The sequence below is a fragment of the Streptomyces sp. NPDC051738 genome, from assembly GCF_044453205.1.
Lineage (GTDB): Bacteria > Actinomycetota > Actinomycetes > Streptomycetales > Streptomycetaceae > Streptomyces.
On record NZ_JBITCM010000003.1, the window covers coordinates 429,203 to 454,908 of the forward strand.

Annotated in this window: 20 protein-coding genes; 6 read left to right on the plus strand and 14 right to left on the minus strand. The window is 70.2% G+C overall.

What is annotated here, in order from left to right:
* Positions 1-2 precede the first annotated feature (2 nt).
* Positions 3-92, minus strand: coding sequence for a K(+)-transporting ATPase subunit F (kdpF, locus tag ACIA8X_RS09815; protein ID WP_033264828.1), 90 nt, complete (start codon positions 90-92; stop codon positions 3-5).
* A gap of 372 nt (positions 93-464) precedes the next feature.
* Here kdpF and ACIA8X_RS09820 point away from each other — a divergent pair, with 372 nt between their 5' ends.
* Both ACIA8X_RS09820 and ACIA8X_RS09825 read left to right on the plus strand, forming a co-directional pair.
* Positions 465-992, plus strand: a complete 528-nt coding sequence (locus tag ACIA8X_RS09820) for a hypothetical protein (RefSeq protein WP_393445142.1) — start codon at positions 465-467, stop codon at positions 990-992.
* 165 nt (positions 993-1,157) lie between these two features.
* Positions 1,158-3,155, plus strand: coding sequence for an amino acid permease (locus ACIA8X_RS09825; protein ID WP_393445499.1), 1,998 nt, complete (start codon positions 1,158-1,160; stop codon positions 3,153-3,155).
* A 188-nt stretch (positions 3,156-3,343) separates the two neighbouring features.
* Here the strand turns inward: ACIA8X_RS09825 and ACIA8X_RS09830 are convergent, their stop codons facing one another.
* Entirely contained in the window at positions 3,344-4,102 is a 759-nt protein-coding gene (locus ACIA8X_RS09830) for a DUF4118 domain-containing protein (protein ID WP_393445144.1), read from the minus strand.
* 18 nt (positions 4,103-4,120) lie between these two features.
* Positions 4,121-4,210, minus strand: coding sequence for a potassium-transporting ATPase subunit F (locus tag ACIA8X_RS09835; protein ID WP_393445146.1), 90 nt, complete (start codon positions 4,208-4,210; stop codon positions 4,121-4,123).
* Positions 4,211-5,565: 1,355 nt separating this feature from the next.
* Between ACIA8X_RS09835 and ACIA8X_RS09840 the strand changes: the two genes are divergently transcribed.
* Together ACIA8X_RS09840 and ACIA8X_RS09845 are read left to right on the plus strand one after the other, a co-directional pair.
* Positions 5,566-5,913, plus strand: a complete 348-nt coding sequence (locus ACIA8X_RS09840) for a GntR family transcriptional regulator (protein ID WP_393445148.1) — start codon at positions 5,566-5,568, stop codon at positions 5,911-5,913.
* Positions 5,910-6,893 (plus strand): DUF1648 domain-containing protein, encoded by a 984-nt coding sequence (locus ACIA8X_RS09845; protein WP_393445150.1) that lies wholly within the window; start codon positions 5,910-5,912, stop codon positions 6,891-6,893. The genes ACIA8X_RS09840 and ACIA8X_RS09845 overlap by 4 nt, the downstream gene beginning before the upstream one ends.
* Before the next feature lie 1,099 nt (positions 6,894-7,992).
* Here ACIA8X_RS09845 and ACIA8X_RS09850 read toward each other — a convergent pair.
* The 4 genes from ACIA8X_RS09850 to ACIA8X_RS09865 form a co-directional block, all read right to left on the minus strand.
* On the minus strand, positions 7,993-9,411 hold the full coding sequence (locus ACIA8X_RS09850) for a M1 family metallopeptidase (RefSeq protein ID WP_399458144.1): 1,419 nt from the start codon (positions 9,409-9,411) through the stop codon (positions 7,993-7,995).
* 70 nt (positions 9,412-9,481) lie between these two features.
* A complete protein-coding gene (locus tag ACIA8X_RS09855) occupies positions 9,482-10,138 on the minus strand; it encodes a M15 family metallopeptidase (protein ID WP_399458145.1) in 657 nt (218 codons plus the stop codon).
* A 52-nt stretch (positions 10,139-10,190) separates the two neighbouring features.
* Positions 10,191-10,904 carry a hypothetical protein gene (locus ACIA8X_RS09860; RefSeq protein WP_393445156.1) on the minus strand — a complete coding sequence of 238 codons (714 nt, stop codon included), beginning with the start codon at positions 10,902-10,904 and terminating at the stop codon, positions 10,191-10,193.
* Entirely contained in the window at positions 10,901-12,061 is a 1,161-nt protein-coding gene (locus tag ACIA8X_RS09865; protein WP_393445158.1) for a serine hydrolase domain-containing protein, read from the minus strand. The genes ACIA8X_RS09860 and ACIA8X_RS09865 overlap by 4 nt, the downstream gene beginning before the upstream one ends.
* A gap of 207 nt (positions 12,062-12,268) precedes the next feature.
* On the opposite strand from ACIA8X_RS09865, the gene ACIA8X_RS09870 reads away from it, so the two are divergent.
* The gene (locus tag ACIA8X_RS09870; protein WP_399458146.1) at positions 12,269-13,219 is read left to right on the plus strand and encodes a MarR family transcriptional regulator; all 951 of its coding nucleotides are present in this window, start codon (positions 12,269-12,271) and stop codon (positions 13,217-13,219) included.
* Between the two features lie 77 nt (positions 13,220-13,296).
* On the opposite strand, the gene ACIA8X_RS09875 is transcribed toward ACIA8X_RS09870, so the two are convergent.
* From ACIA8X_RS09875 to ACIA8X_RS09900, 6 genes are all read right to left on the minus strand, one after another.
* On the minus strand, positions 13,297-14,601 hold the full coding sequence (locus ACIA8X_RS09875) for an MFS transporter (protein WP_399458147.1): 1,305 nt from the start codon (positions 14,599-14,601) through the stop codon (positions 13,297-13,299).
* Positions 14,598-15,689, minus strand: coding sequence for a PLP-dependent cysteine synthase family protein (locus tag ACIA8X_RS09880; RefSeq protein WP_399458148.1), 1,092 nt, complete (start codon positions 15,687-15,689; stop codon positions 14,598-14,600). Before ACIA8X_RS09880 ends, ACIA8X_RS09875 begins: the two co-directional genes overlap by 4 nt.
* A gap of 138 nt (positions 15,690-15,827) precedes the next feature.
* Entirely contained in the window at positions 15,828-16,256 is a 429-nt protein-coding gene (locus tag ACIA8X_RS09885) for a hypothetical protein (protein WP_399458149.1), read from the minus strand.
* A gap of 625 nt (positions 16,257-16,881) precedes the next feature.
* Complete coding sequence (locus tag ACIA8X_RS09890) at positions 16,882-19,020, minus strand: hypothetical protein (protein ID WP_393445168.1); 2,139 nt, start codon at positions 19,018-19,020, stop codon at positions 16,882-16,884.
* A gap of 256 nt (positions 19,021-19,276) precedes the next feature.
* On the minus strand, positions 19,277-21,061 hold the full coding sequence (locus tag ACIA8X_RS09895) for an ABC transporter permease subunit (RefSeq protein WP_399458150.1): 1,785 nt from the start codon (positions 21,059-21,061) through the stop codon (positions 19,277-19,279).
* 6 nt (positions 21,062-21,067) lie between these two features.
* Complete coding sequence (locus ACIA8X_RS09900; protein ID WP_393445173.1) at positions 21,068-22,591, minus strand: ABC transporter substrate-binding protein; 1,524 nt, start codon at positions 22,589-22,591, stop codon at positions 21,068-21,070.
* Positions 22,592-22,952: 361 nt separating this feature from the next.
* Here ACIA8X_RS09900 and ACIA8X_RS09905 point away from each other — a divergent pair, with 361 nt between their 5' ends.
* On the plus strand, positions 22,953-24,326 hold the full coding sequence (locus ACIA8X_RS09905; RefSeq protein ID WP_399458151.1) for a glutamate decarboxylase: 1,374 nt from the start codon (positions 22,953-22,955) through the stop codon (positions 24,324-24,326).
* On the opposite strand, the gene ACIA8X_RS09910 is transcribed toward ACIA8X_RS09905, so the two are convergent.
* The gene (locus ACIA8X_RS09910) at positions 24,319-25,560 is read right to left on the minus strand and encodes a DUF418 domain-containing protein (protein ID WP_399458152.1); all 1,242 of its coding nucleotides are present in this window, start codon (positions 25,558-25,560) and stop codon (positions 24,319-24,321) included. The genes ACIA8X_RS09905 and ACIA8X_RS09910 overlap by 8 nt on opposite strands.
* Positions 25,561-25,706: the final 146 nt, after the last annotated feature.

Below are 25,706 nucleotides of genomic sequence, written 5' to 3' on the forward strand. Positions count from 1 at the left end.
GCTCAGAACCTCTCCGGGAAGACGAGGGCGAGGACGAGGTAACCCAGCAGGGCGACGGCCACGACCAGGCCGACGATGTTCTCCGCGGTCACAGCTTCGCCACCCCCTTGGCGACGAGAGCCACCAACGCGAACACCGCGATCGTGGCGACGACGAAGGCCACGTCGGCCATCGGGACTCCTGGTGAGATTCGGAAACGTTGAATCGGACCAGAACAGGAAACCGGTCCCGCTGGCGTGATTCGGTCCCCGTTAACGGTCCTCTTACGGCGAGCCGGGAACCTTTGACGGGATCAATACGCCGCATCACTGCCGCCGTTTACGGGCGATCACGGCTCGCGCGGAGACGACGCCTTCACGGCACCGATCGTGGACGGCCGCGCAGCGTCAGGGATGGGTCGGCGACGCGTCAGCAACGCATCAAGATCTGCGGCGTGGCGCTGCCCCGCGCCTACCGTCGGTTGTATGGGGCGCCTCATTGACCGCCGCTGGGCTGCCGACCTGCGTGGCACAGTCGTCTGCGCGGGCTCGCTCCTTGGCCTTCTGCTGCTGGTGGACGCGGCGGCCGGGACGTTCACCTCGGCGCGCGCGGCCTTGTGGAGTGGCCTCGCCCTGGTGCTGTTCCTCGTGCTGTTTCCGCCGCGGGTCACCGCGGGTGAGGGCTGGCTGGCCGTACGCGGCGTCCTGCGCGCACGCCGGGTACGCACGGACCGCCTCGTCGCCGCGCACATCGCGGGGACGGCCAGTCGGCGCCTGGTGTTGCTGGACGCTTGCGGCAGCCGCGTGGAACTCGACCCCGAGGTCCTGGTCGCCAACCCGCCGTTGTGGCACCGGCTCGACACGGACATCCGTGTCGCGGCGACGCGGGGTCACTTGTGCGAGCACCCCGCGGCGCTGCGGGATCTGTCGGAGCGCATCGACCGAGAAACGGCCTGGACGGTCTTCAAGATCTCCGGGCTGACAGACGACGTGGATGAGCCCTTCACCCACTGAAGCGGGCCCCTTTTACGCCGTCTGTACGTATTCCGCGAAATCCTAACGGCTCTTTAACGCCCTGCACCCCGTACGCCCTCCCCCGCGAGCCCCCATCCGGCACCTAACCTCGCGCCCGTGCCCAACGTCCCCGAGATCCTCAAGCGCCTGGTGATCGGCCGGGCCATGCGCAGCGAGGAGCTGCACGAGACGCTGCTGCCCAAGCGGCTCGCCCTGCCGATTTTCGCGTCCGACCCGCTGTCGTCGGTGGCGTACGCGACCCAGGAGATCCTGCTGGTCCTGTCCCTCGGCGGGCTGGCCTACTGGCACTTCACGCCGTGGATCGCGGCGATAGTGGTGGTGCTGCTGGCGGTGGTGGTGCTCTCCTACCGGCAGGTGGTCCGCGCCTACCCGAGCGGCGGCGGCTCGTACGAAGTGGCCTCCACCAACCTCGGGCCGTCCGCCGGGCTCGTGGTGGCTGCCTCACTCCTGGTCGACTACGTCATGACAGTGGCCGTCTCCGTCGCCTCCGGCGTCGACAACATCATCTCGGCCGTACCCGAACTCGCCGAGCAGCGCGTGCCGATGGCCCTGGGCTTCGTCGCCCTGCTGACCGCCATGAACCTGCGCGGCGTACGCGAGTCGGGCCGCGCCTTCGCCACGCCCACGTATCTCTTCGTCGGCGGCGTCATGATCATGATCGCGACGGGGCTGTTCCGCTACCTGGTCGGGGACGCGCCCGTCGCGGAATCCGCCCGCTACGGCATCGAGGCCGAGCCCGGGGAGGCGAACCTGACCGGCCTGGCCCTGGTGCTGCTGGTGATGCGCGCCTTCTCACAGGGCTGTACCGCGCTCACCGGCGTGGAGGCGATCTCCAACGGCGTCCCGGCCTTCCGCAAGCCAAAGCCGAAGAACGCGGCGACCACCATGGCCGTCATGGGCGCCATCTCCATCACCATGTTCGCCGGCGTCACCACGCTCGCGCTGATCTCCAAGGTCCGCATCGCCGAGGACGCCTGCCACCTGACCGGCCTTGACGGGGACTGCGAGGCCCACACCCAGCGCACCGTCATCGCGCAGATCGCCGGCGCCGTCTTCGGCGGCGAGAACAGTGTCGGCTTCTACTACATCCAGACCGCCACCGTCCTCATCCTCATCCTCGCGGCGAACACCGCCTACAACGGCTTCCCCCTGCTCACCTCGATCCTCGCCCAGCACCGCTACCTGCCCCGCCAACTGCACAACCGCGGCGACCGGCTCGCCTTCTCCAACGGCATCCTGGCCCTCGCGATCGTCGCCGGCCTGCTGCTGTGGGGCTACCAGGCGAACGTCACCAACCTCATCCACCTCTACATCCTGGGCGTGTTCACCTCCTTCACGCTCTCCCAGACCGGCATGGTCCGGCACTGGAACCGCGAACTGCGCACCGAGACCGACCCGGCCGTGCGCCGTCGGCACCAGTTCGTCCGGGTCATCAACGCCACCGGCGCCGTGGTCACGGGACTGGTCCTGCTGATCGTGCTCGCCACCAAGTTCACGCAAGGAGCCTGGCTCGCGGTGCTGGCCGCGGTGGTGCTGTGGGTGACGATGCGCGGCATCCGCCGCCACTACGACGCCACCGCCGCCGAGCTCGCCGTGACCGACCCGACCGGCGAACTCGTCGCGCCCAGCCGGGTGTTCGCGATCGTCCTGGTCTCCACGATCCACAAGCCGACGCTGCGCGCTCTGTCGTACGCCCGTGCTTTCCGCCCCAGCCGGCTGGAGGCCCTGACGGTCTCAGTCGACCGGGACGAAGCGACGGCGTTGCGCGAACGCTGGGAGGAGTACGGCATCGAGGTCCCGCTGAAGATCATCGACTCGCCGTACCGCGAAGTGACCCGGCCGGTCGTGGACTATGTGCGCTCCATCCACCGGGACAGCCCGCGTGACATCGTGGCCGTATTCATCCCCGAGTACGTCGTAGGCCACTGGTGGGAGAACCTGCTGCACAACCAGTCCGCGCTGTGGCTGAAGAGCCGCCTGCTGTTCACGCCGGGCGTGATGGTCACGAGCGTGCCGTGGCAGCTGACGTCGTCGGCGCGCGCGGACCGGCCGGCGGCACGGGCGCCGGGGTCGGTGCGGCGCGGCGAGCCTCCGAGCCCGGTGCCTCGGCACGGCGGTGAGCGCGGGTCCCGGCAGCCCTAGGCTGCCTGTCGGCCTCCCGGCTCCCTCCGTCTGCGGGTCGAGTGCTGCTGCTTGCCGGTCATAAGGATGTCCGGACCGAGCCGGGTTGTGGCGAGCACGATGCGGTCGGCTGCCTGCAGGGCGCGGTGGTTCCGGTGCTCGGCGGGCAGCGCGTCAAGAGTGCGTATGCACTCGCTCGTGCGGTCGGCTCACGCGCCGGTCCGGCCCCTCGTCAGTCCCGCCGTGTCCAGCGCCGCACCGGCCTGGTCGGCAAGCGTCACGGCCACCAGCCGTACCTTGAGCGGCGGCAGGTTGCCCGGGGTGGGGTCGAGCATGAAGCGGCCGAAGTAGTGGCCGTTGCCATACGCACGCAGCTCGATCTCGCCGTCCGGCCAGCCGCCGGCCTCCGGGTCCCAGGCGCGGCGCCCTACGGCGATCGTCCCGTCCTGTTCCAGCCTCGGTGGCCGTCCCATCAGCGTGCCGTACTCGAATCGGCAGCCGCGCAGGCCGAGCAGGTCGGTCAGTTGGCGTCGTACGTGCTCGACCACGGCGTCGGCCGAGCCGGTGGTCCTGGCGAGGTCGGCGGTCTCGTGGATGCGGCGGAGGTGGTCGGCGTCCGTCACCGTGATCACTTCCAGCCGCCGTGCGCGGGCGGCCAGCTGCGACACGATCAGCCCGACGACCAGCAGTAGTACTGCCGTCTCAATGTCGTCCGTGTCGGTCATGGTGAACCGTTGGTACGGACGGGTGAGGAAGAAATCGAACCAGGCCGCCGCCGAAAGCGCTGCGAGGGCGCCCGCGGCCCGGTTGCCGACAGCTGCCACCGCGACGACGACCACGACCAGGATCAGCGCCGCATTCGTGTTCGACAGGTCGGCGCGGAAAGGCACCAGGGCAAGCGCCACCAGGAACGGTGCCACCAGGCCCGACACCAGAGCGAGCCGATCCCGCAACGGATAACCGGTCATACGCCGCCGCCTTCCGCCTCAGAACTTCTCCGGAAAGATCCTGGCCAGAACGAGATACCCGACCAAGGAGCCGGCGACGATCAGTCCCACGACGTTCTCGGCAGTCACCGGCGCTCAGCTCCTCTGACCTCGACTCTGTCTTCGTACAGCGAAGCCGATCCACGCGCCATCGGACACCGCTTTGACGCATCCCTGGCGGCGTTCGGGTGGACCCTTGACGCGGCCTGTCAGCACGCCCGCGGCGAGCGGGGCCGTGGCCGCGCGCAGGAGGCGCAGCTGTGCGGGCACGGTGGCCCGGTAACGGCGGCGCAGAGCGGCCCACGCGGTCACGGCCTTCAGGCCGAAGGCGCTGCCCCCGGGGCGGCCGGCCACGGCCCCCTCCTGGCCGCGGACCGGGGCCGCACCCGGGCGGGGCGACCAATCCGTGCTGTGCCTGCGCGACAGCTCCGGCCGTCGTTTCAGGGCTGCGCGTGGTTCCGGCCGTGACTGTCACTGGCCCTCCAACGTCACACCACGGACGGATCGCCCGTCCCCCGTGGCACTCATTCTGCGACGAGATTCGGCCACGCAGGTGTCTGCTTGACGTGGCTCTGACGCCCGTTCAGCTTCCTTTGACGGCTCCTTGATGCCAGTCGCCCAGCAGCCGTAAGAGGACCGCTAATTCCGCGCCGATCCCGGCAGTCGGGGCATGCGGCACGACTAGATTCCCTGTCGGCCGCCCGAAGAGGCCGCGGGCGTCAGTGGCCTCACGGCTTTCGGAGCACCCGTCCGAAACCGCACACGGGCGGCCCGGTACGTGTCCTGCACGTGCGAGGGCGCGCGCCGCGCACGGGCTCCCCGTCGTCGTCCCATGGCCGGCGCCCGTGCGCTGCCGTGCGCGTCTCCCTCTCGACTCACGAAGGTCTCCATGTTTCCCGCCGCTCCCGAGCAGGCCCCGCCGTCCCGCCAGCAGCGCGTCCCCCGGCCCGAACCAAGTGGAGGAGCCGGACACCGTGCCCCGAGCGGATTGTTCGAACCCGCCCAGCTCGTACGGTCCTTCCCCGATGCGCTGCGCAAGCTGCACCCCAGGGTCCTGGTGCGGAACCCGGTTCTCTTCGTGGTCTCCGTCGGCGCGGCGGTGAGCCGGGGCGCCTCTCCACCCCGAGGCCCGGCGACCAGTCGGTGTACCGGGGGAAGCTGGCCGGCCAAGGGGAGGGCGAGGGTGATCGTGCCGAGGCGTCCGGTGAACATCAGGACGATGACCGTGAGTTGACCTACTGCGGTCGGCGGCGGTAGCGCGGCAGTGGCCAGTGATCGCCGCGGTGCTGACAGCACCCCTGCTTGGACGGGCACATGGAACGCGGCACGGCGTCAAAAAAGCGTCGAAGACCGCGACGAGCCCAGTTAAAGGTGGCCGTTCGACCGTCACGTTCAGCGTCGCACCACTTCCACATGAAGCGAATGGTGCGATCGTCAGTAGCATCATGCTGCTGAGACTGGATGTCGCAGACAATCGCCCCTTGCACGAGCAGGTGGCGGGCGCGATCCGGCGCGCCATCGCCGAGGGAGAGTGCGGTCCGGGGGACCGACTGCCTCCGGCGCGTGACCTTTCACAGGCGTTGGGCGTCAACGCCAACACCGTGCTGCGCGGCCTCCGGACGCTGCGCGCCGAGGGCGTGCTGGAGTTCCGGCGCGGCCGGGGTGTGACGGTGGCCGACGGGGCGGACCAACGCTCCGTACTGCTCGATCGCGTGGGCGATCTGGTGGCCGATGCGGCACGCCTCGGTTACAGCAAGACCGACCTCATCGAGATGATCAGGGGGATTCCGTGAAGTACTCGGGCCGCGGCGGCGGGACCACGTGGGGGCTTGTCGGGTGGTGCGCCGGGATTCTGCTGTTGCTGGTGGGCATGCCGCTGGCTGCGAGCGGACGGTTGCCGGAGAGGCTGGCCACGCACTGGAGCGGGGCAGGGGGACCCGACAGTTCCATGCCGCTGTGGGGGGCAGCGGTCTTCCCGGCTGCGATCTGGGCGGTGCTGGCTATGGGGGTGGCGTTCGGGTTGCGGCGCACAGGCCCGGAGTTCGCAGGAGCGATACGCGGATGGACGGGCGTCACGCTGGCGGCCGGGGGCGTCTTCCTGGTCGGCGGGCAGGCGTCGGTCGTACGGGCGAACCTGGACCGGTCCGACTGGCGCGAGGCCGGTCCGGTGACGGGCTGGGTCGTGGCGACCGTCGTAGTCGCGGCCACGGCAGGTGTGGTCGCCTGGCTCGCGACCCGTCACGGGCCCGCGACGCAAGACCAGGCGGCGGACGGCCCAAGTATGGACATCCCTGAAGGCCAGCGAGTGGTGTGGCTCTCCCGCACATCCAATCCGTGGCTTCAGATGACCTCGGCCGTCACGGGGCTGGTGGCCCTGGCCGCTGTCGTGGCCGCACTAGGGGGGCTGGCGGGTCCGCTTCCGGCGCTGATCCTGATGGCACCGTTCGCGCTCACCTCGGTCCTGGTCCTCGGCTGCGCCTCGGTGCAGGCGCGGGTCAGTGAGGAGGGGCTGAAAGTGTCCTTCGGCCCGCTGGGCTGGCCGGCACGACGCTGGGCCGTCCAGGACATCGAATCGGCCCACGTCGAGCAACGCACACCCGCGCAGGCGGGGGGATGGGGATACCGGCTGAGCGGGCTGGGGACCACCGTGATGCTGCGCCGCGGCGAGTGCCTCGCCATCCGCGCGAAGGGCAAGGACTTCGCCGTAAGCGTCGACGACGCCGAACGGGGCGCCGCTCTTCTGAACTCCTTGGGTGCAAAGTCCCCGAGGTGAGAAGTCGGACACGCGCCGGGATAATCTAGTTTGCACGGCGAGACGGACTCGGCCTCTTCCTCGCCTGCCAGCAGAGCATGGGCTGAGCCGAGCCGGACCATCAGTAGATTCGCTCATGTAACGCAACGGTCGCTGCAGACTGGTCCATGGCTAACCGCAGCCACCCCGTCCCCTGGGAGAAATCTGGGAGGAGATCTTCTCCCAAAGCCTCTGCGGGACCGCTTCAAACCAACCGACACGCAGGGCTGCACGCCGGACCCGCACCCAGTACTAGTCGGAACCAGCGGGATCCTTCCCGAAAACGCCGGATGAAACACTGACGGCCGGTCAGACCATCGCGTAAGAGCAGGTCAGAAGCACAGCAGACGTGCCCTCGCCAGGCGCCTTCTAAGCACTGGGCCCATCGCGACGTCCACCGAAAAGGGGCTGAAGTAATACATCCGCCAATTCATGGTCGTCACAAGGACCTTCGACACGCAGGTGATCTCTCGAAGGAGGTCCGCACCTCGCTGGCGGAGCACGCCGACCGGATCGAGCTGTAGTACCTCCTGCCCTCGCATGCGTCCAAGCTCAATCCGGACGAACTGATCAACGCCGATCTCAAGTCCAGCCCGAGTCCGTGACCAGGCCCAACTCGCTGGGGAGACCAGCCGCTTCTTCCACCAACACCAGCCCCAGCCGCATGTCGTGCGCGGCAACTTCGGCGGACCGCACGTGCGCTACCACTTCGAATCGAACCCAATCCGTTTCGGGATCAATACAAGGCGGACTCCCTCCGGCCACGACCGGAGGGAGTCTCTGCACGCACAGAGCAAGACGCAAGTGCGCTGCGGCGGCCCAAGCTGCTGGCTACCAAGAGTGACGGCGCCAGGGGCCCGACATCAGTTCTGACATCTGCCGCCATGGGCGACAGTGGGTTTGAACGGTCATCAGTGGTCCGACGAACTGCCGTTCTCCGCCGGGCGCCCAAGGTCACGGCGACGATCCCAGGAGATGAGGATCTTCATGCTGCTTCACGTTACGCGCCGGGGAGGGAAGTTCCTACGAGCCGGAGGAGGTCGAGCGGGCTACGCGTATCGGATGGCCGGAATCTCGTGTGTCACCGGATGCGGTGCTTCCGCCAGAAGGGGTCCAGGTCGTCGTCCGTCACGGACTGGGCGGCCTTCTTGAAGTCGGCGGTGGTGGAGACGCCGTACCAGTGGTCGCGTGCGTACCGCTTGAGGAGTCGTGCCATCGGGTCGGCGCCGATGGTGCGCTCCAGGTTCGCCAGGGCGCAGGATCCGGCCGTGTAGACGAGGTGGTACTCGCCTGGGTGCTTGGCCCAGTAAGCCATCGAATTGGTGAGCGCGGTGCTCTCGCTCGGCCAGTCGTCGTCCGACCAGCAGTCGCGTGTGTCCCAGCCGTAGAAGCGCGCGTTGGCGTATTGGGCGAAGCTCTCGTCCAGCCAGGGCGCGCCGTATTCGTCGTTGCCCACGATGCCGTACCACCACTGGTGGGCCACCTCGTGGACGACGGCACTGCCCTCCTCGGTGGTGCCGAGGATGACCAGGCCGGGGTACTCCATACCGCCGCCGAAGTCCTTGGTCATCACGAGGTCGATCTCGCCGTACGAATAGCGGCCGAACTCCTTGCCGAACCGGTCGACGGCGGCGACGCCGTCCTCGCGGTTGAGGCGCACACCCGCCGCGGGCGTGTTCGGCGCCCAGTACGACTTCACGCGCACACCACCGGGCGAGGTCTCCGTCGCCACGCGGAACGGGCCCGCCGCCCACGCGAAGTCCCGCACCCGGTGCGCGACGCTGTGCGTGATCGTCCGCCCGGACGTGCCGTGGCGGGTCCAAGTGCGGCCGGTCGCGGGGACCTTGAGGGTCGACGGGTGGTCGATGCGCACCCGGAAGTCGCTCGCCAGGGCGTAGAAGCTCTCGCCGGTCGACACATACGGATCGAGGTGCCATCCCTTCGCGTCGTGCACGGCGAGCACCGGCAGCGCGTTGCCCAGGAAGCGGAAGGCGCCCTCGCGGCCGAATCGGTCGTTGCGCTCCGGCACGGTGATGGACACGTCGAAGGAGACGGCCGTCCGCTCGCCGCGCGCGAGCGGCTTCGGCAGGGTGATGCGCAGCGCGGTGCAGTTCACGGTGAGGCGGCCCGGATTGCCACCGCGCACCTTGGACACCTTGACCGGGGACGGCTTGCCCGGCGTGCCGCACTTGTCGTCGCCGTTGCCCCACAGGCGTACGTACACCTCACGCAGTTGTCGATCGGAGGCATTGCGGAAGGACACCCGCTGCCGGCCCGTCCAGTGGGAGCCGTCGGCGTCGCCGCGCAGGGACACGTCGTAGCGAAGCCGATCGGGCGTCGCGGCCTTGGATGCCGGTGCCGGTGCCGACGTCTGTGCCTCTGCCTGTGCCGTGACGGCATCGGCGCCCGTGGCGCCCGCTGCCATGAGCAGGGCGAGCGGGACAACGAGCAGACGGCGACCGGCCCTTGACCACCACGCGTGTGCGCGTATCGACGACATGGCAGCGGATCATGCCACATCGGTCCGACAGTTGACGGTTGTCAGGATCGGGCGGTCGCCGCACCTGCGGTCAGCCGAGTTCCCTGGGTCCGTAGTGGGCGGCTGCCGCTCCTGTCTCCAAGGCCCAATAGCGGTCTCCGTAGGACCAGTGCCACCACTCTGTGGGGTAGTTGACCAGGCCGACAGCGGTGAGCGCGGTACTCAGGATGTCCCGGTGAGAGCGAGCGTCGTCGTTGATGTTGTCGGCCTGCGTGTAGCAGGCGCCCGCGCTCTCCTCAGGGGTCGCGTTCAGGCGGGTGCCCATGTCGAGTTCCTGGCCGGCGTCATCGGCGAGCGTCAGGTCGACGGCGGCACCAGCGCTGTGCGGTGCGATCTCGGGCGGGGACACATAACGGCTGGCTGCCGAGCGGACCTGTTCGGCGGACCATTCCGGATGCTCGGCCCGCAGCTGGGCCGCGTATGTGTCGAAGTAGTGGCGTTGCAGGGACGGTGGGCGGTATCCCTCGACGAACAGCAGCCGCATCCCTTGAGGCAGCTGTGCCTGGGCCTTGAGGAGACGGTCGAGCACTCCTGCCCGCAGGTGGGCGAAGGCGCCGGCGGAGTCCTGCCATTTCCGTTCGTCGACCAGCAAGGGGCTGTCCCGGCGCACATCCACCAGCGGCTCACCGCACTCCTGAACCGGCACGGCTGCGACCTTCGGGTCGGACATCAGAACGATCTCAGTCATGAAGCGATCATCTCGTGGCAAGCAGGTCCAGTCCGCCCAGGAGCCGGTCGGGTTACTGACCGTGCAGCCAGATCCGCAGCGGACCGACCGGCTCGAAGCCATGACGGACGGCTGCCGCCAGGGCGTCGCCCTGCTCGTAGCCGACCACCGGCAGGCTGGGGAACAGCGACGTGACGGCGTCCAGTACGACCGGCCAGGCCGCGTCGGGGTCGCCGTCCAGCGCGAAGACATTGGAGATTCCGACCACTTGGTCGCTGCGGCTGGCCACCGCGCCGGTGACCACGTGGCCGTCGGCGGAGTGTCCGGCGAGCACGAAGGTGGCGGGGTCGTCGAGCAGTTCGGGACGGAAGAGGTCCGCGTTGCCCTCCCCGTCGTCCCAGGCGAGCGCCCAGGCGTGCAGCAGGTCCGGGTCGCCCGCCACGTCCCAGGTGAGATCCGACACGGGGGCGGGCACACTCGCCGGGCGGTGGATCCATTGCGCCTCGAACAGCACCTGGAAGCCGGACGCTGTCAGGTCCAGGTCGGCGAAGCTGTCCTTGACGGAGGCGCCGGGCGCGGTGGTGTCGATCGCCGCCGCCAGCGCGGCCGGGTCGGCGTCCGGCACCAGCGTCACCGCGTCGGGGTAGTAGAGGGGCGTGCGAGACGGAGCGGCCCAAGCCTGCGCTCCGAACTCGCCCGCCAAGCCGTGCGATCGGCTCATCGCCGCGCACCACTCGGCGTTGTTGTGGGCGGCGGCCCGGACCAGGTACTGCTCAGGTGTCGTCACGAGTGCGGATCATGACAATTCCAGTCCGGCCTGTCGACCGGTTTCCCGGAGACCCAGGCGGATTCGGCACTGCGGCCGAACTCGGCCTCCAGGAGGTCGGTGAAGATGCCGATGGGGTCCTCCCAACGTCCGGTCGCCCAGTCGGCGTTGATGTTCACCGCGAGCGTGTGTGTGCCCTCGCGTGTGCCGTAGACGTACGACCAGGAGCCGAAGAGTGCGCCGCCCATGCCCCAGACCTCCGTGCCGGAGGGCAGGGTCAGGCGGGAGACGCCGAGACCGTAGGTGGCACCGGGAAGCCAGCTTTCCGTCGGGACCATGGTGAACATCTCGCGCTGTTGTTCCGGCCGGAGGAGGCGCCCTCCCAGCAGTGCCGCGAAGAACCGGTCGAGGTCGGCGACGGTGGAGATCATGCCGCCCGCCGCCCAGTACGGACTCGTCTCCAGTTCCGTGACGTCGTGGACCGTGGCGTCCGGGTCGGGGGAGAACAGTTTGGTGTAGTGGCTCGAATGAGGTCCGGAGAGCACCGGGTCGGCGCCGAGCGGCAGGGAGGTTCCCGTCAGGCCGAGCGGGCGGGCGAGACGGTCGGTGATCTCATCGGCGAGCATCCGGCCGGTCACCTGCTCGACGATCATCCCGGCGAGAACGTAGTTGGTATTGGAGTACGCCCAGCCCGTCCCCGCCGGGAAGTCGGCCGGATGCGACACGGCGATCGCCACGAGCTCTTCGGGCGTGTAGGTCTCCTGCGTGCTCAGTGCCGGCTGGTCGCTGGTGTGGCTGAAGACTCCGCTGGTGTGGTTGAGGAGCTGTCGGACCGTGATCGTGTCGCCGTCGTGCCCGTTCCCGGTGACCACGCCCGGCAGCCATCGCTCCACCGTGTCCTCCAGGGCCAGTTGGCCCTCGGTCACGAGTTGCAGGATCACTGTGGCGGTGAACGTCTTGGTGATGCTGCCGATCCGGAACCGGTCCTCGTGCCCGCGCGCCCGACGTGTCCGTGTGTCGGCGACCCCCGCCGTGCCGAACCAGTGCCCGTCGCCGTCACGGACCTGAGCAAGAATTCCCGGCACTCCTCCCTCCCGCACCGCTTGGTCGAGCACACGCTGGACGGCGTCGTGGTTCCTGCGGGTGGTGGCGTGCGCTGCAGGCGTGGCGTCTTCCATGTGAACCCCCTGGTTTCATCTTTTCGCGACACCTGAAAGCTACGGTGCACATGCATCCGCGGAAGCGGTGAAAGCCTTGGAATCTCCGGGAGTTGGGGCGATTTCCGGATCTTGTAGCGTTGCCGGTGACGGCTAACGCAACGCACGGGGGTGTGCGGAGTCGGTCACGTCCGGCCGGCTCGCTGTGCCCACGGTGGGAGGGCGGACATGGGCGGCGGCAGACTCACCGCGGAGGACCGCAGGGTCATCGAGGCAGGACTGGCCGAGGACTTGCCGTACGCCGCGATCGCCCGACGACTGGGACGGCCGACTTCGACCGTCAGCAGGGAGGTTGCCCGCCACGGCGGGCCGGGCGGCTACCGAGCGGAACACGCCGACCGGGCCAGCGCCTGGCAGCGGCGCAACCGGCCGCCTCGGCCCGCGCCGCCACCGGCCACCGACGCCGAGGGCACGCACGGGCGGGACCCCGCCGCCGTCGACCCCGCCGCCGTCCACGCCTACATGGACAGATTCGCGACGATGATGATCGCGACCGGACTGCCCCGCACGGCCGCCAGGGTGCTGGCCTGCCTGGTAACTGCCCCCTCTGGTGCGCGCACCGCTGCGGAGCTCGCCCAGCGGCTGGGGGTCAGCCCGGCCTCGGTGTCCAAGGCCGTGGCATACCTCGAAGGGCTCGACGTCCTCACACGCACGTACGAGCCCGGCCGACGCCGCGCACACCACGTCCTCGATGACGACGTCTGGCTGCGCGCCTGGCTGACCAGCGCCCAGAAGAACGCGGTGTGGGCCGAGACCGCCCAGGAGGGTGCCGACCTGTTCGGACCCAGCAGCCCCGCAGGCGCACGGCTCCAGGCCATGCACGAATTCTTCGTCGGCATCCACCGGGACATGACCGGCCCGTCGACCACCGTGCCCCTCGACGACGCGATCACCGTACTCGCCGCCCTGCTCCACGCGGGCCGGCCCCTCACCACCAGCGAGGTCGCCGCCGCCCTCGGCTGGCCAACGGCGCGCGCCGCCGCTGCTGTGCAAGCCGCCGAGCACCAGCCGGAAGTCTGCGGACCACTGGCACTTCAACGCACCTTCTCCGGCGCCCACCTGGTCACAGCCCAGCACGACAGGCTCACGCCGGCCCAGCGCGCGGCTCTCGCCGGGTGACCGGCCTCGGAGTCGACGCTCGGCCCGGCAGGGGTGGGCGCCGTACGACGCGCCCACCCCCCTTCGCGACCGGTGGGTCAGGCCGCGACGGGCCGCGACGCGGGCGCCGGGGTCACCAGACGGCCGGTGCGGTGCAGTCCGTACAGGGCGGCCGCGCAGGCGAGACCGAGCGCCGCCAACGAGATCCACGGCAGTGCGGGCATGCCCACTTCACGGGCGGCGTCGAGTGAGGCGCCGGTGAGCAGGTTGCCGAGGGTGATGCCGATCCCGCAGATGGTGTTGTACAGCCCGTAGTGCGTGGCCACGAGACGGTCGCCGGAGAGCCGGACGATGGTGTCCATCTCGAAGGGGTAGACGATCATCGTGCCGACCGCCAGCAGCAGCGCGGCGAGCGTCGGCGGCACTGCCGCCAGCAGCCACAGCCCGACGCCGGAGTCGGGTACGGGAACGGCGGTGGCCGCCAGCAACGGCACGAACGCGATGCCCATGACGGCCAGTCCCCGGGTGAGCACCTGGCCCGGCTCGTACCGTGCCTTGCACCAGGCGGTCACCCTGGTCTGCCCGAGGATCGTGCTCAGCCCGGAGACCGCGAAGAGCACCGCCACCGCCGCCGTACCGAACTCCCCCTCGCCACCGAGCCTGCGCACCTCCAGCGGCAGCGCGAGATAGACCTGGAAGGACAGCACATAAGAGCCGACCATGGCGCCGGAGAAGAGCAGGAACGGCCGGTTGGCCAGGATGGCGCGCCACTGCGCCAGTACGCGGTCCTGGCCCGTCCGCGTCCGCTCCTCGCCCTTGGTGTCCTCGGCCCGCCTGGCGGGCAGGGCACGGATCTGTACGACGGACAGCAGCGCGAAGATCCCGGCGGCGACCAGGCAGGTGACGCGGAAGTCCACCCCCGTGAGCACCATGCCCACGAGCGGGCCGAGCAGGATCCCGGCCTGGTAGAAGACGTTGAACAGCGCGAACGCCTCGACCCTGCGCTCCCCCGCGTCTGCGGCGAGATACGCCCGGACCGCCGGGTTGAACAGTGCCCCGGCGAGCCCGGTGGCCGCGGAAGCGGCGATCAGCGCGGCCGTCGAGTCGACCAGGCCGAGGGCCGCGAAGCCGACCGTGCGCAGCAGGCAGCCGGCCACGATCATCGGCTTGTAGCCGAACCGGTCGGCGAGCGTCCCGCCGACGAGGAACATGCCCTGCTGGCTGAAGTTCCTTACGCCGAGGACGAGTCCGACGACCCAGCCGGCCAGCCCGAGGGTTCCGGAGAGGTGGGCGGCCAGGTAGGGCATCAGCATGTAGAAGCCGAGGTTGATGGTGAACTGATTGACCATCAACAGCTGGACGCTGCGTTCGTATGTGGGTACCTGTGCGAGGGTGCCCTTCACCGGCTCTCCTCCACCGTGTCGTCGAGCGGGTCGGCGACGGTGGTGCACCGGGTCCAGCGGGTGACCTCCTTCTCGTCGGCGCGGCCGATCACCTCCGGTTCGGGAGCGGGCTCGGAGTCGAGCAGCCCGTGGGCGGCGCAGTAGTCGTCGTCGAACACCGTGCCGAGGTAGCGCTGCGGGCCGTCGGGGAAGACCGCCGCGATCCGGGTGTCCGGGTGCAGGGTGCGGGCCAGCCATCCGGCGACCAGGGCGACCGCCCCCACGCTCCAGCCGCCGGTGGCGTAGTGCGAGGTGGCCAGCCGGCGGCAGGTCCACACCGCCTCGGCCGGGGCCACCCAGTGGACCTCGGAGAAGTTGGCGTAGGCGACGTTGCGGGGGTAGATGCTCGATCCGAGGCCACGCATCAGTCGCGGCCGGGCCGGCTGCCCGAAGATCGTGGAGCCGACGGTGTCGACCCCGACCAGCATCAGTTCGGGGTAGAGCTGCTTCAGCACCCGGGAGACGCCGGCGGAGTGCCCGCCGGTGCCGACGCTGCACACCAGGACGTCGACATGGCCCAGCTCTGCCGCCAACTCGAGGGCGAGTGGGGTGTAGGCGCTGGTGTTGTCCGGGTTGTTGTACTGGTCCGGGCACCACGAGCCGGGGTCTTGCGCCATCAGCAACTGGACCCGCTCGCGGCGAGCCTGCTGCCAGCCGCCGGTGGGGTGGGGCTCGGACACCACGTTGACCTTGGCGCCGTACGCGATCAGCAAGCGGCTCATGGACATCTCCAGGCCGGGGTCGGTGACCAGGGTGACCGGGTGGCCGTAGACCAGTCCGGCCAGGGCGAGTCCCAGACCGAGGGTGCCGCTGGTGGACTCGATGATCCGAGCGCCCGGTCGCAACTCGCCGCGGGCGCGGGCCCGTTCCACCATGTGCAGGCCGGGTCGGTCCTTGATCCCGCCGGGGTTGAAGCCCTCCAGCTTCGCCCAGAAGCCACGGTCCGCGGGAGTCAGCGGCTCGGACACCCGCAGCAGCGGCGTGTTGCCCACCAGCGCCGACAGGGCGGACCGGTCGGGCGTGACGGTCGTATTCGTCAGTGACTGCATCTGTTTCGCTCTCGCTCGATGAATGCGCGGTGCGTGCTCATCTCGCGCCACGGCCGCACGGCGGACGGTCGGTCCGTCCGGGCTCGTGAAGCCGTCGCGCGGCAGCGGACACGGGGCGGTCGGCTGCGGGCGAGAGGCCTAGATGCGCCACCGACAGGTGCGGACGAGCACGGTCCTGCCCGTACGTCTGCTGCGGAAGTGGTACGGCCTGCGGAACGCGCGCGGCCACACCAAGGCGGCCGCGGGGGCGCCGGCGAGCGCGGCTGCCACCAGGCCGGCGGGTGGATGCTGGGCTGCCTGGACCATCGCTCGGACGGCAGCGGCCGGGGTGCACTTCTCGTTGCCGTGGTGCGGATGCGGTCCATGGGGCACCGCACTGCCCGCCACCGTCACCGATGCCGTGGTCGATGTGGCGGAAACGCTCGAAGCCGGTCGGCCTTCCTCGCCGAACGGCCCGTGCACGAGGGCGCAGAGACCGACCACCGCCAACAGGGCGGCACGCAGCACGACCACGAGTGGGCGCGGCCGACGCGCGTTGGCCGACGCCCGCAGGGTGTGCGCGGGCAAACGGAAGTGCGTGAGCACAGGTCCTCCGACAGGCGTGGTGGGCGGCAGGACGGCATCGACGACGCAGATCCGGGTCACCTGACGTGTGCGGGCCCGGGCTCTCGTCGTGCACCGGCCGGCGAACGGCCCCTCACCCATCGGGGGCGGGCGTGGCCGGACAGCCGGAAATGACGGAGTCCGGCTTCTAGACCTGCTGAATCACGGACGGTCTCAGTGCCGTTGGCGAAGCGGTGGAAGGCACCGGCTCGTTGAGACCCTGCCTGGCCAAGGCACGCCTCAGGGCAGGGGATTCGCCGACCGACACGGCAGAGCACGGTGGCGTCAGCACCGGCCCCTGCTGGGGTGGAGCGGTTACACAGTGCTCGATCGGATGCGAGGAGCCGTGCCCCTCGGGCGACACAGAAACGGACACCGCCGCGCCGGTCACCAGGTGTCCTCGGTCACTGTCGGCGTGAACGCCGTGCGAGCACACGATGCCCGACAGCAGCAGGGCCATGGCCAACACCCGTAGCAGCGGACCCGCAGACACGCGGGCCCGCGGCATCCGCGGGAGTGACCAAGCCGCAATCATGCCGTGATCGTAGCGGCTCGTGGACCTTGGTCCGGGGGCAACCTCCAACTGGGCCTATGCGGTTGGCCGTTGGAACGGCGGCCACGGCTTCCGGCCGGTGGAACGAAGGGTGACCGCGCAGGCCAGCGCCAGCACGAACAGGGCGCCGGGCAGCGTCCCCGCGAACGGGGTGTCAGGACCGGGTTCGGTGAACGAGGAGGCGCGGACCCGGGGCCACTTCACGGTCACGTCGCCCGAGGAGGTGAGGTAGGCCACCGCGCCGTCGAAGCGGTCCACCGCCCAGAACAGGCCGCGCCGGTCCTGCGGGGTGCGGGCCGGTGACGGCAGCGGACCCAGCTCGCTCGTACCGACGCGGTCGGCGGGCACCGCGTCCGGGAAGTAGGTGATCAGCAGCTTGCGGGCCGCGGTCGCCTGGCTGACCAGGTAGCCGTCGGCCAGCTGCGCGTATCCGGACGGTACGTCGATCTGCCGCCCCGTGGCCCGGTCGTACACGCCGGCGTCACCGTTGGGCCCGCAGGTCCAGTAGATCCAGCGGCCCACCACCTGCAGTTCCTCGGGAACGCAGGTGGCGCCGACGGTCTCCGCGGCCACTGGCTTCAGGGTCGGCAGAGAGGCCGCGTAGACCGTGCCGGGTTCGCTGCCCGGCATCCACAGGGTGCTGTCCCACAGGGCCGCGGGCTGCCGGGGACCGCTGCTCAGTACCTTGTCCCCGTCCCGTACCTCCTGCTTGCCCGATCCCGCCGGGCAGATCTTCTGCTCCGACGGGCGGACCACCCGGTAGGGACCGGCGGCCGCCACGACCTGCCCGACACCGCACACGTTGTGGGCGACGGAGGACTCACCTGTGGCGGTGAGACGCAGGCAGTCCTCGTAGCACGGCTGGTCCCAGCCCGCGCTCATGGCGTCGATGTAGGGCTCTTGGTCCGGCACCCGGTACCCCAGGTTGCCCAGCTCCTCCAGCGGTCCGGCGGTCAGCGTTCCGTCCGCCGCGAGGGAGAGCTTGGACGCGGTGAGGAAGGTGTTGCCCTCGCCCGGTGCGGGCGCCCTCTCCGTGGCGAGCAGCAGCCGCCCGTGGTCGAGGGCCATGCCGCCGGCCTCCCACGCCGTGACCGCGGGCAGTGGCACGGCCGGCTCGGCGACCGGAGTGCCGTCTTCGGCGATCGTGATGCGCTGCACCGCCCAGTGCTCCTCGTCGCTGCCACCGTCGATGTAGACGCTGCCGTCCTGGGCGTTGACGAAGCGGGTACGGAGGGTGGAACGGGGCAGCAGCGTCCGGGCCGGGCCGCCCGCGACGGGGACGGCGTGGACCGTGCCGTCGATCATGTTGGCGTACACCAGCCAGTCGCCGACCGCCCGCACCATGTCCGCGTTCCATTGACCCTCAAGGGCCTTCTCCTCGTCGGGCAGCCGGTCGATGAGGGTTCCGGGCCTGTCCGGCCGGGCACGGTCGATGGCGTACAGCTTCGACGTTGTGAAACTCTTGTCGCCGACCGAGAAGACGACCTTGTCGCGGCCGAGGTGCAAGGCGCGCATCCGGTCGAAGCCCCCTCGCGGTACATAGGTGACCCGGGCAGTCGCGAAATCCAGCAGCGCGTTGCGCCCGGCTTCGCCGCCCGCGGGCTTGTAGTGGAACACGCCGCCGCGGCCGTCCGACGTCGAACCCTGGACGAAGTCGCCTTCGGCGTTGGCCACAGCCTCGTCGAGGTCGTCCAGGACTCCGGTCACCTGACGATCGGTCGGCTGCCCGCCGCCATCGGGGATTTCGAGGAGGTGCAGGGTTCGCTCGCCGTCGACGACACGCTGGGTCACCAGACGGTTCTCGGCGAACATCTGGGTGGCGATGTCGGTCTCGGGCAGGTCCACCCGTACGACCTCGCCGGTCGCGTAGTGCCGGATCCGGTAGGTGTTCGTCTCCTTCCCCCGTTCCAGCCCGAGCCCGCCGAGGACGGCGACCGGTGTGGGCAGGCCCTCGACGGTCGAGCCGTCTTTGCCGACCCACGTCGACAGGCTCGACGGCTCTCCGGGCGACGGCGTCGACAGGTAGCCGGAGCTGTCCGCGGCGTACAGGTTCGCCGGCCTTGTCGTCATGGGGGTCGCCTGAAGCGTGACGGACGGCATCTCCTCGTCGTCCGCCGCGGCCGCCGAGGCAGGCGTCCAGGTCAGCAGCCCGGCTCCGACCGCCAGGACCACCACCGTGCCGACGGCAAGTCCGGCCCTGCCTCTTCTTCCTCTTCCTCGCCCTGTTCGCACCACGCGCCCCTGAGTACTTGAGTGCCGTCAACCGGCTGTCCGACCGGTCCGACCCTCGGCACGGGGCACAGGTTGCGCGCGCCTGGCGTAAAGATCCGAACTGCTTCAGTCCTGTGCGCAGCAGACATTCGGCCGCCATGTGCCCTACCCGTGCGAGCCGTCCGGTGTTCATCTCACCGGGTTCAGGAGGTCCCAGACGTCAGTCGGAATGGGGCCCGGCGGTGCGGCGTTGGACCCGGCCGCGTCTCCACGCCGTACCGGAGACGGCGAGGACGGAGAGGAGGACGAGTGCCGTGGCCGGGCCGAGTACGGTCCAGGGGGCCAGTTCCGCGTAGGGCTGGTTCTCCGAGAGCAGGCGGCCCCACTCCGGGGTGGGCGGCTGTTCGCCGAGGCCGAGGAAGCCGAGGGAGGCGAGGACGAGGACCGTGGTGGGCAGCCGTAGCAGGGCGTTGCGCACCAGTGCGGGCAGGACCGCGGGCAGCAGGTGGTGACGCAGGAGGTAGGAGGGGCCGGCGCCGAAGGAGATCGACGCGAGCATGTGGACGCTGGCCCGTTCCTGTTCGAGCAATGCGGCCGTCTGGGCTGCGTACGGGGTCCAGGCCACGAGGCACACCGCGCACGCGGCACCCCAGACCGACGGTCCGGTCACCGCGGTCGTGAGCAGGCCGGCGAGGACGGCCGGCAGAGTCGACACCACTTCGGTCAGGCCCGCCCCCACCTGTGTCGCCATGCCGATCAGGAGTCCGAGGAGGGCGCCGGCCGCGGTCACCGCGAGGGCCACACCGGCGGTGTGCAGGGCGCCGTGGCCCAGCCGGGCCAGGAGGTCTCGGCCGAGTGGGTCGGTGCCCAGCGGATGCGCGAAGGACGGCGGGAGCAGTCGGGCCGTCGTGTCCACGTGGAGGGGATCGCGCAGCATGCCGGCCACGACGAGGAGGAGCAGGGCCAGGGCACAGAAGCCGATGATCCAGGGCAGTGAGCGCGGCCGTGGGAGGGTGGGCGGGTGCAGGGCCGGCAGCGCGCCGTCCCGCAGGGCCGGGCCGAGCAGAGCGCGGCGTACCGCCTGGATCAGGAGGCCGGCGCAGACGCCGAGCAGGACCAGGGCCAGCGTCGCGGTCTGGAGCGGCGGAAGATCCTGGGCGATGGCGGCTTCCAGCGCGAGACGGCCGAGGCCCGGGATGTTGAAGATCTTCTCCACCGCGACCGCGCCGCCGACCAGGGCGACGACGGTCGGCAGGAGCTGCGGGAGCACCCCGGACACCGCGCGGCGCAGCGCGGTGCGCGCGATACGGCCGGGCGGGAGGCCGGAGGCGCGCCAGGTCCGTGCCCAGGGCTCGTGGAAGGCGGCGGGCAGGGACTGGTCGAGCAGTCCGCCGACCATCGCCCCGGAGGGCACCCCGAGGGCGAGGGCGGGCAGCACCATCGACTGCGGCCCCTCCCAGCCCTGGGACGGAAACCAGCCCAGCCACACCCCGCACACCGTCGCGAGCAGCGAGGCGAGCACGAACTTGGGCAGCGCGGCAAGGACGGCCACCCCGGCGCCCGTCTTCCCCTGCCACAGCTGCCGCGAGCCCAGGTAGAGCGTGCGGGCGCAGATCAGCGCCGCGACCACGACGGTGACCAGCAGCGCGCCGAGCATCAGCGTGACGGAGACCGCGAAGGCGGTCGTCACCTGGGGCAGGACCGGTTCGCCCGACACCCAGGACGCGCCCGCGTCCCCGCGCGCCATACCCTCCAGCCATCGCGCGAGATGGGCGAACGGCCCCTCGTCGAGGCCCAGTTGCTCGCGTACGGCGGCCAGCTGTGCCGGGGTCGGGTCCTGTTCGGCGGAACGGGCGCGCAGGACGGTCAGCGCGGGGTCGGTGCCGGACAGCCAGGGCAGGAAGGCGACGGCGGTCAGCAGCGCGGTCCCGGCGACGACGCGGCCGGCGCCCGCGCGCCACCGGGTCGGGAGGCCGTGGGCACCGGCCGACGACGTGATGCTCATCGGCGGCTACTTCAGGTGGGTGTCGACGTCGATCAGGGAGCGCTCGCGGGGGTCGAGGAGGACGCCCTCGACGTCGCCGGCGATGCCCTGCACGACCTTCTCGTGGACCAACGGGACGACTGCGTCGGTGCGCAGGATCTCCGCCTCGGCCTGCATGACCTTCTTCTGCCGCTCGGCGGTGTCGCCTTCCTCGGCGGCGGACTCGATGGCCTGGTCGACCTTCGCGTCCTTCAGGCCCGCGATGTTGTAGACGCCGTCGCTGGTGTAGTCGCTGGCGAGATAGGCCACCGCGTCGCCGGTGTCGAGGAGCGTGACCCGGGAGAAGACGAGCGCGTCGTACTTGCCCGCGAGGAGGTCGGCCTCCATCTGCGTGTACTCGCGTACGTCCTGCTTCACGGCGAACCCTGCCTTCTCCAGCTGCTGCTGCAGGACCGTCGCGGCCTCGGGGAGTTCGGCGCGGTTGGTGTAGGTGGCCAGGCGCAGGGTCTTGCCCTGCGCCTGGGCCTTCACCTGCGCTGCGGTCGCGGCCTTCGCCCGGCCGGTCACCTCGACTCGGCGGTCGGCGGCCCAGGAGACGGCCGGCCCGAACAGGCCCTGCGCGGGGTCGGCGTAGCCGCCGAAGACGGAGTCGACGAGGACGCCGCCGTCCACGGCCTCGCGGGCGGCGGCGCGCAGGCCGGCGTCGGTGAAGAGACCGCCGGCCGTGTTGAGGATCAGGCTGTCGGTGCGCACGGAGGGCACCTCGTGGCGGGTGCTGTCGTCGAGGAGCTTCGCCTGGGCGGTGGGGATCCACTCGGCGATGTCGACGTCGCCGCCGCGCAGGGCGTTCGCACGGGCGGTGCCGTCGGCTATCCAACTGACGTCGATGCCGGACGCCTTGGCCTTGCCGCCCCAGTGGCCGTCGTAGCGGTTGAGCGTGGCCTTGGTCTTCCCGGTGAGCTTGGTGATCTCGAAGGGCCCGGTGCCGGTGCCGATCGGGCTGACGGTGCCGTCCTTGGCGTACGCCTTCTCGGAGAGGATGCCGAGGGCGGGGCTGGCGAGCCGCAGCGGGAGGACCGGGTCCGCGGTCTTGGTGGTGATCGTGACGGTGTCGGCGTCGTCGGCCTTGGCGGTCAGTGTCACGTCGCTCAGCACGCGCGGCTTGGTCTCGGCCTCGTTCGCGTGGCCGAGCGCGCCCACGACCGACTCGGCGGTGACGTCGGTTCCGTCCTGGAACGTGGCCTTGCGCAGTTCGAAGGCCCAGGTCGTGGCGTTCTTCTGACTCCAGGACTTCGCCAGGGCGGGCGCGGCGGCACCGTTCTCGTCCAGCGCGGTGAGGCCTTCGGCCACGGAGAGCTTGCTGAGTACGGTGGCGTCGTTGCTGTACGGCGACAGGGCCTGCACCGGCGGTACGGCGAGAGCGACCCTCAGCCGACCGCCCGATCCCGACCCGCCACTCGCATCCGAGCCGTCGTCGCCGGAGGCGAAGCATCCGGCGAGCAGCGGGGTGAGGGCGAGAGCCGCCAGGAGGCGGCGCGGAGTGGTGCGCATGGTGGGTCCTGTCGTGGGGAGGACAGATCGATCCCCCGGTGCTTGATGTGCGGCAACCGGGGGCGTGATCACACAATATAAGGGAAGCCTTACCAAACTCTCGTCAGGTAGGTGAAATCTTAACCATTGAGACGTCCCTCCGGCCGCCGACTCAGGCAGGGGTCTCGCCGATGGCGCGACTCACCGGACTCGGGCAACCCCCAATGGTGCGACAACAGCCAGTATGCCCAAGGGAAAATCCAGCTCATCAGTCCGCAAACCGATCACCGGATCGGTGTAATCGGCACTGATGCCGGGCCGCCCGTGGATCTAGCGTCGAAGTGCACGGGGTCACAGAGGCCAGGAAGGCACCCACGTACTCATGTCCATCCCGCAAACCGACGCCAAGCCCGCAACTGCGTTCGAGCCCCTCCCCTCTTCGCCCCACCTCGGCCACCGGCCCACCGACACCCTCCTGCCGCCGATCGACGAACTGCCCGAGTCGGCGTCGTCGCCTGAACTGGTCAGCCGCCGTGTGCGGGACGAGCTGATGCTCGACGGCAACGCCCGGCTGAACCTCGCCACCTTCGTGACGACATGGATGGAGCCACAGGCTCAGCAGTTGATGGCGGAGACCGCGGACAAGAACCTCGCGGACCGCGCCGAGTACCCGCAGATCACGGCGATGGAGGAGCGCTGCGTGCGGATGCTGGCCCGGCTGTGGCACGCGCCGCACGCGGAGCAGGTCCGCGGCTGCTCCACCACCGGATCCAGCGAGGCGGCCATGCTCGGCGGGCTCGCGCTCAAACGCCGCTGGCAGGACCGCCGGCGCGCCCGGGGCAAGGACGTCGCCCGCCCGAACATCGTCATGGGCGCGAACGTCCAGGTCTGCTGGAAGAAGTTCGCCAACTACTTCGAGGTGGAGCCCCGGTACGTCCCGATGGAACCGGGCCGCTACCACCTCACCCCCGACACCCTCACCGCCCACTGCGACGACAACACCATCGGCGTCGTGACCGTCCTCGGCTCCACGTTCGACGGCTCCTACGAGCCCGTCGCCGACATCTGCATGGCCCTGGACGGGTACCAGGCCGCCACCGGCACCGACATCCCCGTCCATGTCGACGGCGCGTCCGGCGCCATGGTGGCCCCCTTCCTCGACCCCGGACTGATGTGGGACTTCCAGCTCGAACGCGTCGCCTCCATCAACACCTCGGGGCACAAGTTCGGGCATGTCTTCCCGGGCCTCGGCTGGGCCCTGTGGCGCGACGCCGAGGCCCTCCCCGACGACCTGGTCTTCGAGGTCGACTACCTCGGCGGCAGCTCCCCCAGCTTCACCCTCAACTTCTCCCGCCCGGGCGCGCACGTCGTCGCTCAGTACTACAGCTTCCTCAGGTACGGCTTCGAGGGGCTGCGCAACCTGGCGGCCCAGAACCGTACGACGGCCCGCGAACTCGCCACCCGCATCCAGGCCGTCTCCCCCTACGAGCTGGTCACGGACGGCTCCGAACTCCCGGCCTTCGCCTTCCGCCTGGCACCCGGCACACGGGGCTTCACGGTCTTCGACATCTCCCAGGCGATGCGGGCACGAGGCTGGCACCTGCCCGCCTACGCCTTTCCCGCTCCCTGCCAGGACGTCTCCGTCCTGCGCCTGGTGGTACGCACCGGATTCACCGCCGAACTCGCGGCCATGTTCCTGGCCGATCTGACCGAGGTCACCAGGCAGCTCCACACCACGCACCAGGTGGTCACCTGATGTGGCGGGCCGGCCGGGTCGTGGCATGCAGGAGGTACTCCAGCGGGCCCCTGCGGAACCGGCGGGTCCAGACCATGGCGAACACCATGGCTCCCGCGATGTAGCAGGACAGCACCAGCAGTGCGGACATCGAGTCGTCCTCATTGCCGAAGACGCGTACGGCGACGATGTGCAGCACGTAGGCGCTGAGCGCCACCACGCCCACCGCGGCCACGGGTCGCAGCAGGCGCGTGACGCGTGGCGCTCGGTACGCGACGGTGACGCACGCCGCCACGACGACGAGGGCGACACCCGTGTTGCCGAGGATGGAGAAGGTCGTCTGGCTGTGCGGCGCGGCCACCAGCAGCCACTCCGGCGGGGTGCCGTCCGTGAGGGCGCCGACGGTGTCGGACCACCAGGCTGAGGATGCCGAACCGCCGTCGGTGGCGTCGGCGATGGCGGTGCGGGCCTGCGGCACGAGGTGCAGGGCCAGCCAGGAGCCGCCGTAGCCGACCACGGCCAGCGCGCCGCCGGTCAGAGCGAGACGGGCGCGGACCTTGGCGTCGGTGAGGTCGAGCCGGGCCAGCGCCATGCCGGCGATCATGAACGATGCCCAGGTGAGGACCGGGTACTCGCCGGTGAACAGCAGTTCCAGGAGTCCGTCCGAGTCGGTGAACCGGGCGAGCGGGTCCCAGGAGATGACCGTGTCCGACCAGGTTCCTTCGTAGATCGACTGCTGGATGACGTACAGCACCTGGGGCAGGACGAGGGCTCCTACGGCGGCGATCACCGCGAGTGTCGTGGCCCGCAGTCGGTACAGCGGCAGCACGGCGAGGAAGATCAGCCCGTAGAAGGCGAGGATCACGTCGATCGAGGTGTCCAGGGCGGTCAGGGCGAAGCCCAGCGCTATCAGGAGGACGGAACGGATGACGACCCGGCCGGCCGCCTGCCGCCCGTCGCGCCCGGTCCGTGGGGACGGGCGGCCGGTGATGATGACGAGGGTGAACCCGGCGAGCACGGCGAACAGGGCGGAGGAACGGCCGCGCGTCAGCTCCAGCAGGAAGCCCACCGGCCCGCCCACCGACGGATCGGGGCCGACATGGGTGGCGTACATACCGAGGACGGCGAGTCCACGGGCGATGTCGATGCCGATCAGCCGTACCGTCGACGGTGTCGGGGCGGGGGCGGCGGGAGAACCGATCCCCAGGGTGGGTGTCACCGTCGACGGTACGGCCGAGCATGTGTCGCCGGTCATGGAATTCACGATCCGCAGCGAACGTGCCGCGTACCACCCGTCGGTCGTCCGGAGCCACCCCGCCGACCGGCGGTACGTTTCCCGCCAGGTAGCGGCAATCGGCACAAAGTAACCTGAAAGCCGCGCGGGGCGTCGTGGGAATCCGG

Bases quoted from the DNA above. Each gene is read 5' to 3' on its own strand.
- ACIA8X_RS09820 (WP_393445142.1), top strand. From the start codon at position 465: ATGGGGCGCCTCATTGACCGCCGCTGGGCTGCCGACCTGCGTGGCACA.
- ACIA8X_RS09825 (WP_393445499.1), top strand. From the start codon at position 1,158: ATGCGCAGCGAGGAGCTGCACGAGACGCTGCTGCCCAAGCGGCTCGCC.
- ACIA8X_RS09830 (WP_393445144.1), bottom strand. From the start codon at position 4,102: ATGACCGGTTATCCGTTGCGGGATCGGCTCGCTCTGGTGTCGGGCCTG.
- ACIA8X_RS09840 (WP_393445148.1), top strand. From the start codon at position 5,566: ATGCTGCTGAGACTGGATGTCGCAGACAATCGCCCCTTGCACGAGCAG.
- ACIA8X_RS09850 (WP_399458144.1), bottom strand. From the start codon at position 9,411: ATGTCGTCGATACGCGCACACGCGTGGTGGTCAAGGGCCGGTCGCCGT.
- ACIA8X_RS09855 (WP_399458145.1), bottom strand. From the start codon at position 10,138: ATGACTGAGATCGTTCTGATGTCCGACCCGAAGGTCGCAGCCGTGCCG.
- ACIA8X_RS09865 (WP_393445158.1), bottom strand. From the start codon at position 12,061: ATGGAAGACGCCACGCCTGCAGCGCACGCCACCACCCGCAGGAACCAC.
- ACIA8X_RS09870 (WP_399458146.1), top strand. From the start codon at position 12,269: ATGGGCGGCGGCAGACTCACCGCGGAGGACCGCAGGGTCATCGAGGCA.
- ACIA8X_RS09880 (WP_399458148.1), bottom strand. From the start codon at position 15,689: ATGCAGTCACTGACGAATACGACCGTCACGCCCGACCGGTCCGCCCTG.
- ACIA8X_RS09895 (WP_399458150.1), bottom strand. From the start codon at position 21,061: ATGAGCATCACGTCGTCGGCCGGTGCCCACGGCCTCCCGACCCGGTGG.
- ACIA8X_RS09900 (WP_393445173.1), bottom strand. From the start codon at position 22,591: ATGCGCACCACTCCGCGCCGCCTCCTGGCGGCTCTCGCCCTCACCCCG.
- ACIA8X_RS09905 (WP_399458151.1), top strand. From the start codon at position 22,953: ATGTCCATCCCGCAAACCGACGCCAAGCCCGCAACTGCGTTCGAGCCC.
- ACIA8X_RS09910 (WP_399458152.1), bottom strand. From the start codon at position 25,560: ATGACCGGCGACACATGCTCGGCCGTACCGTCGACGGTGACACCCACC.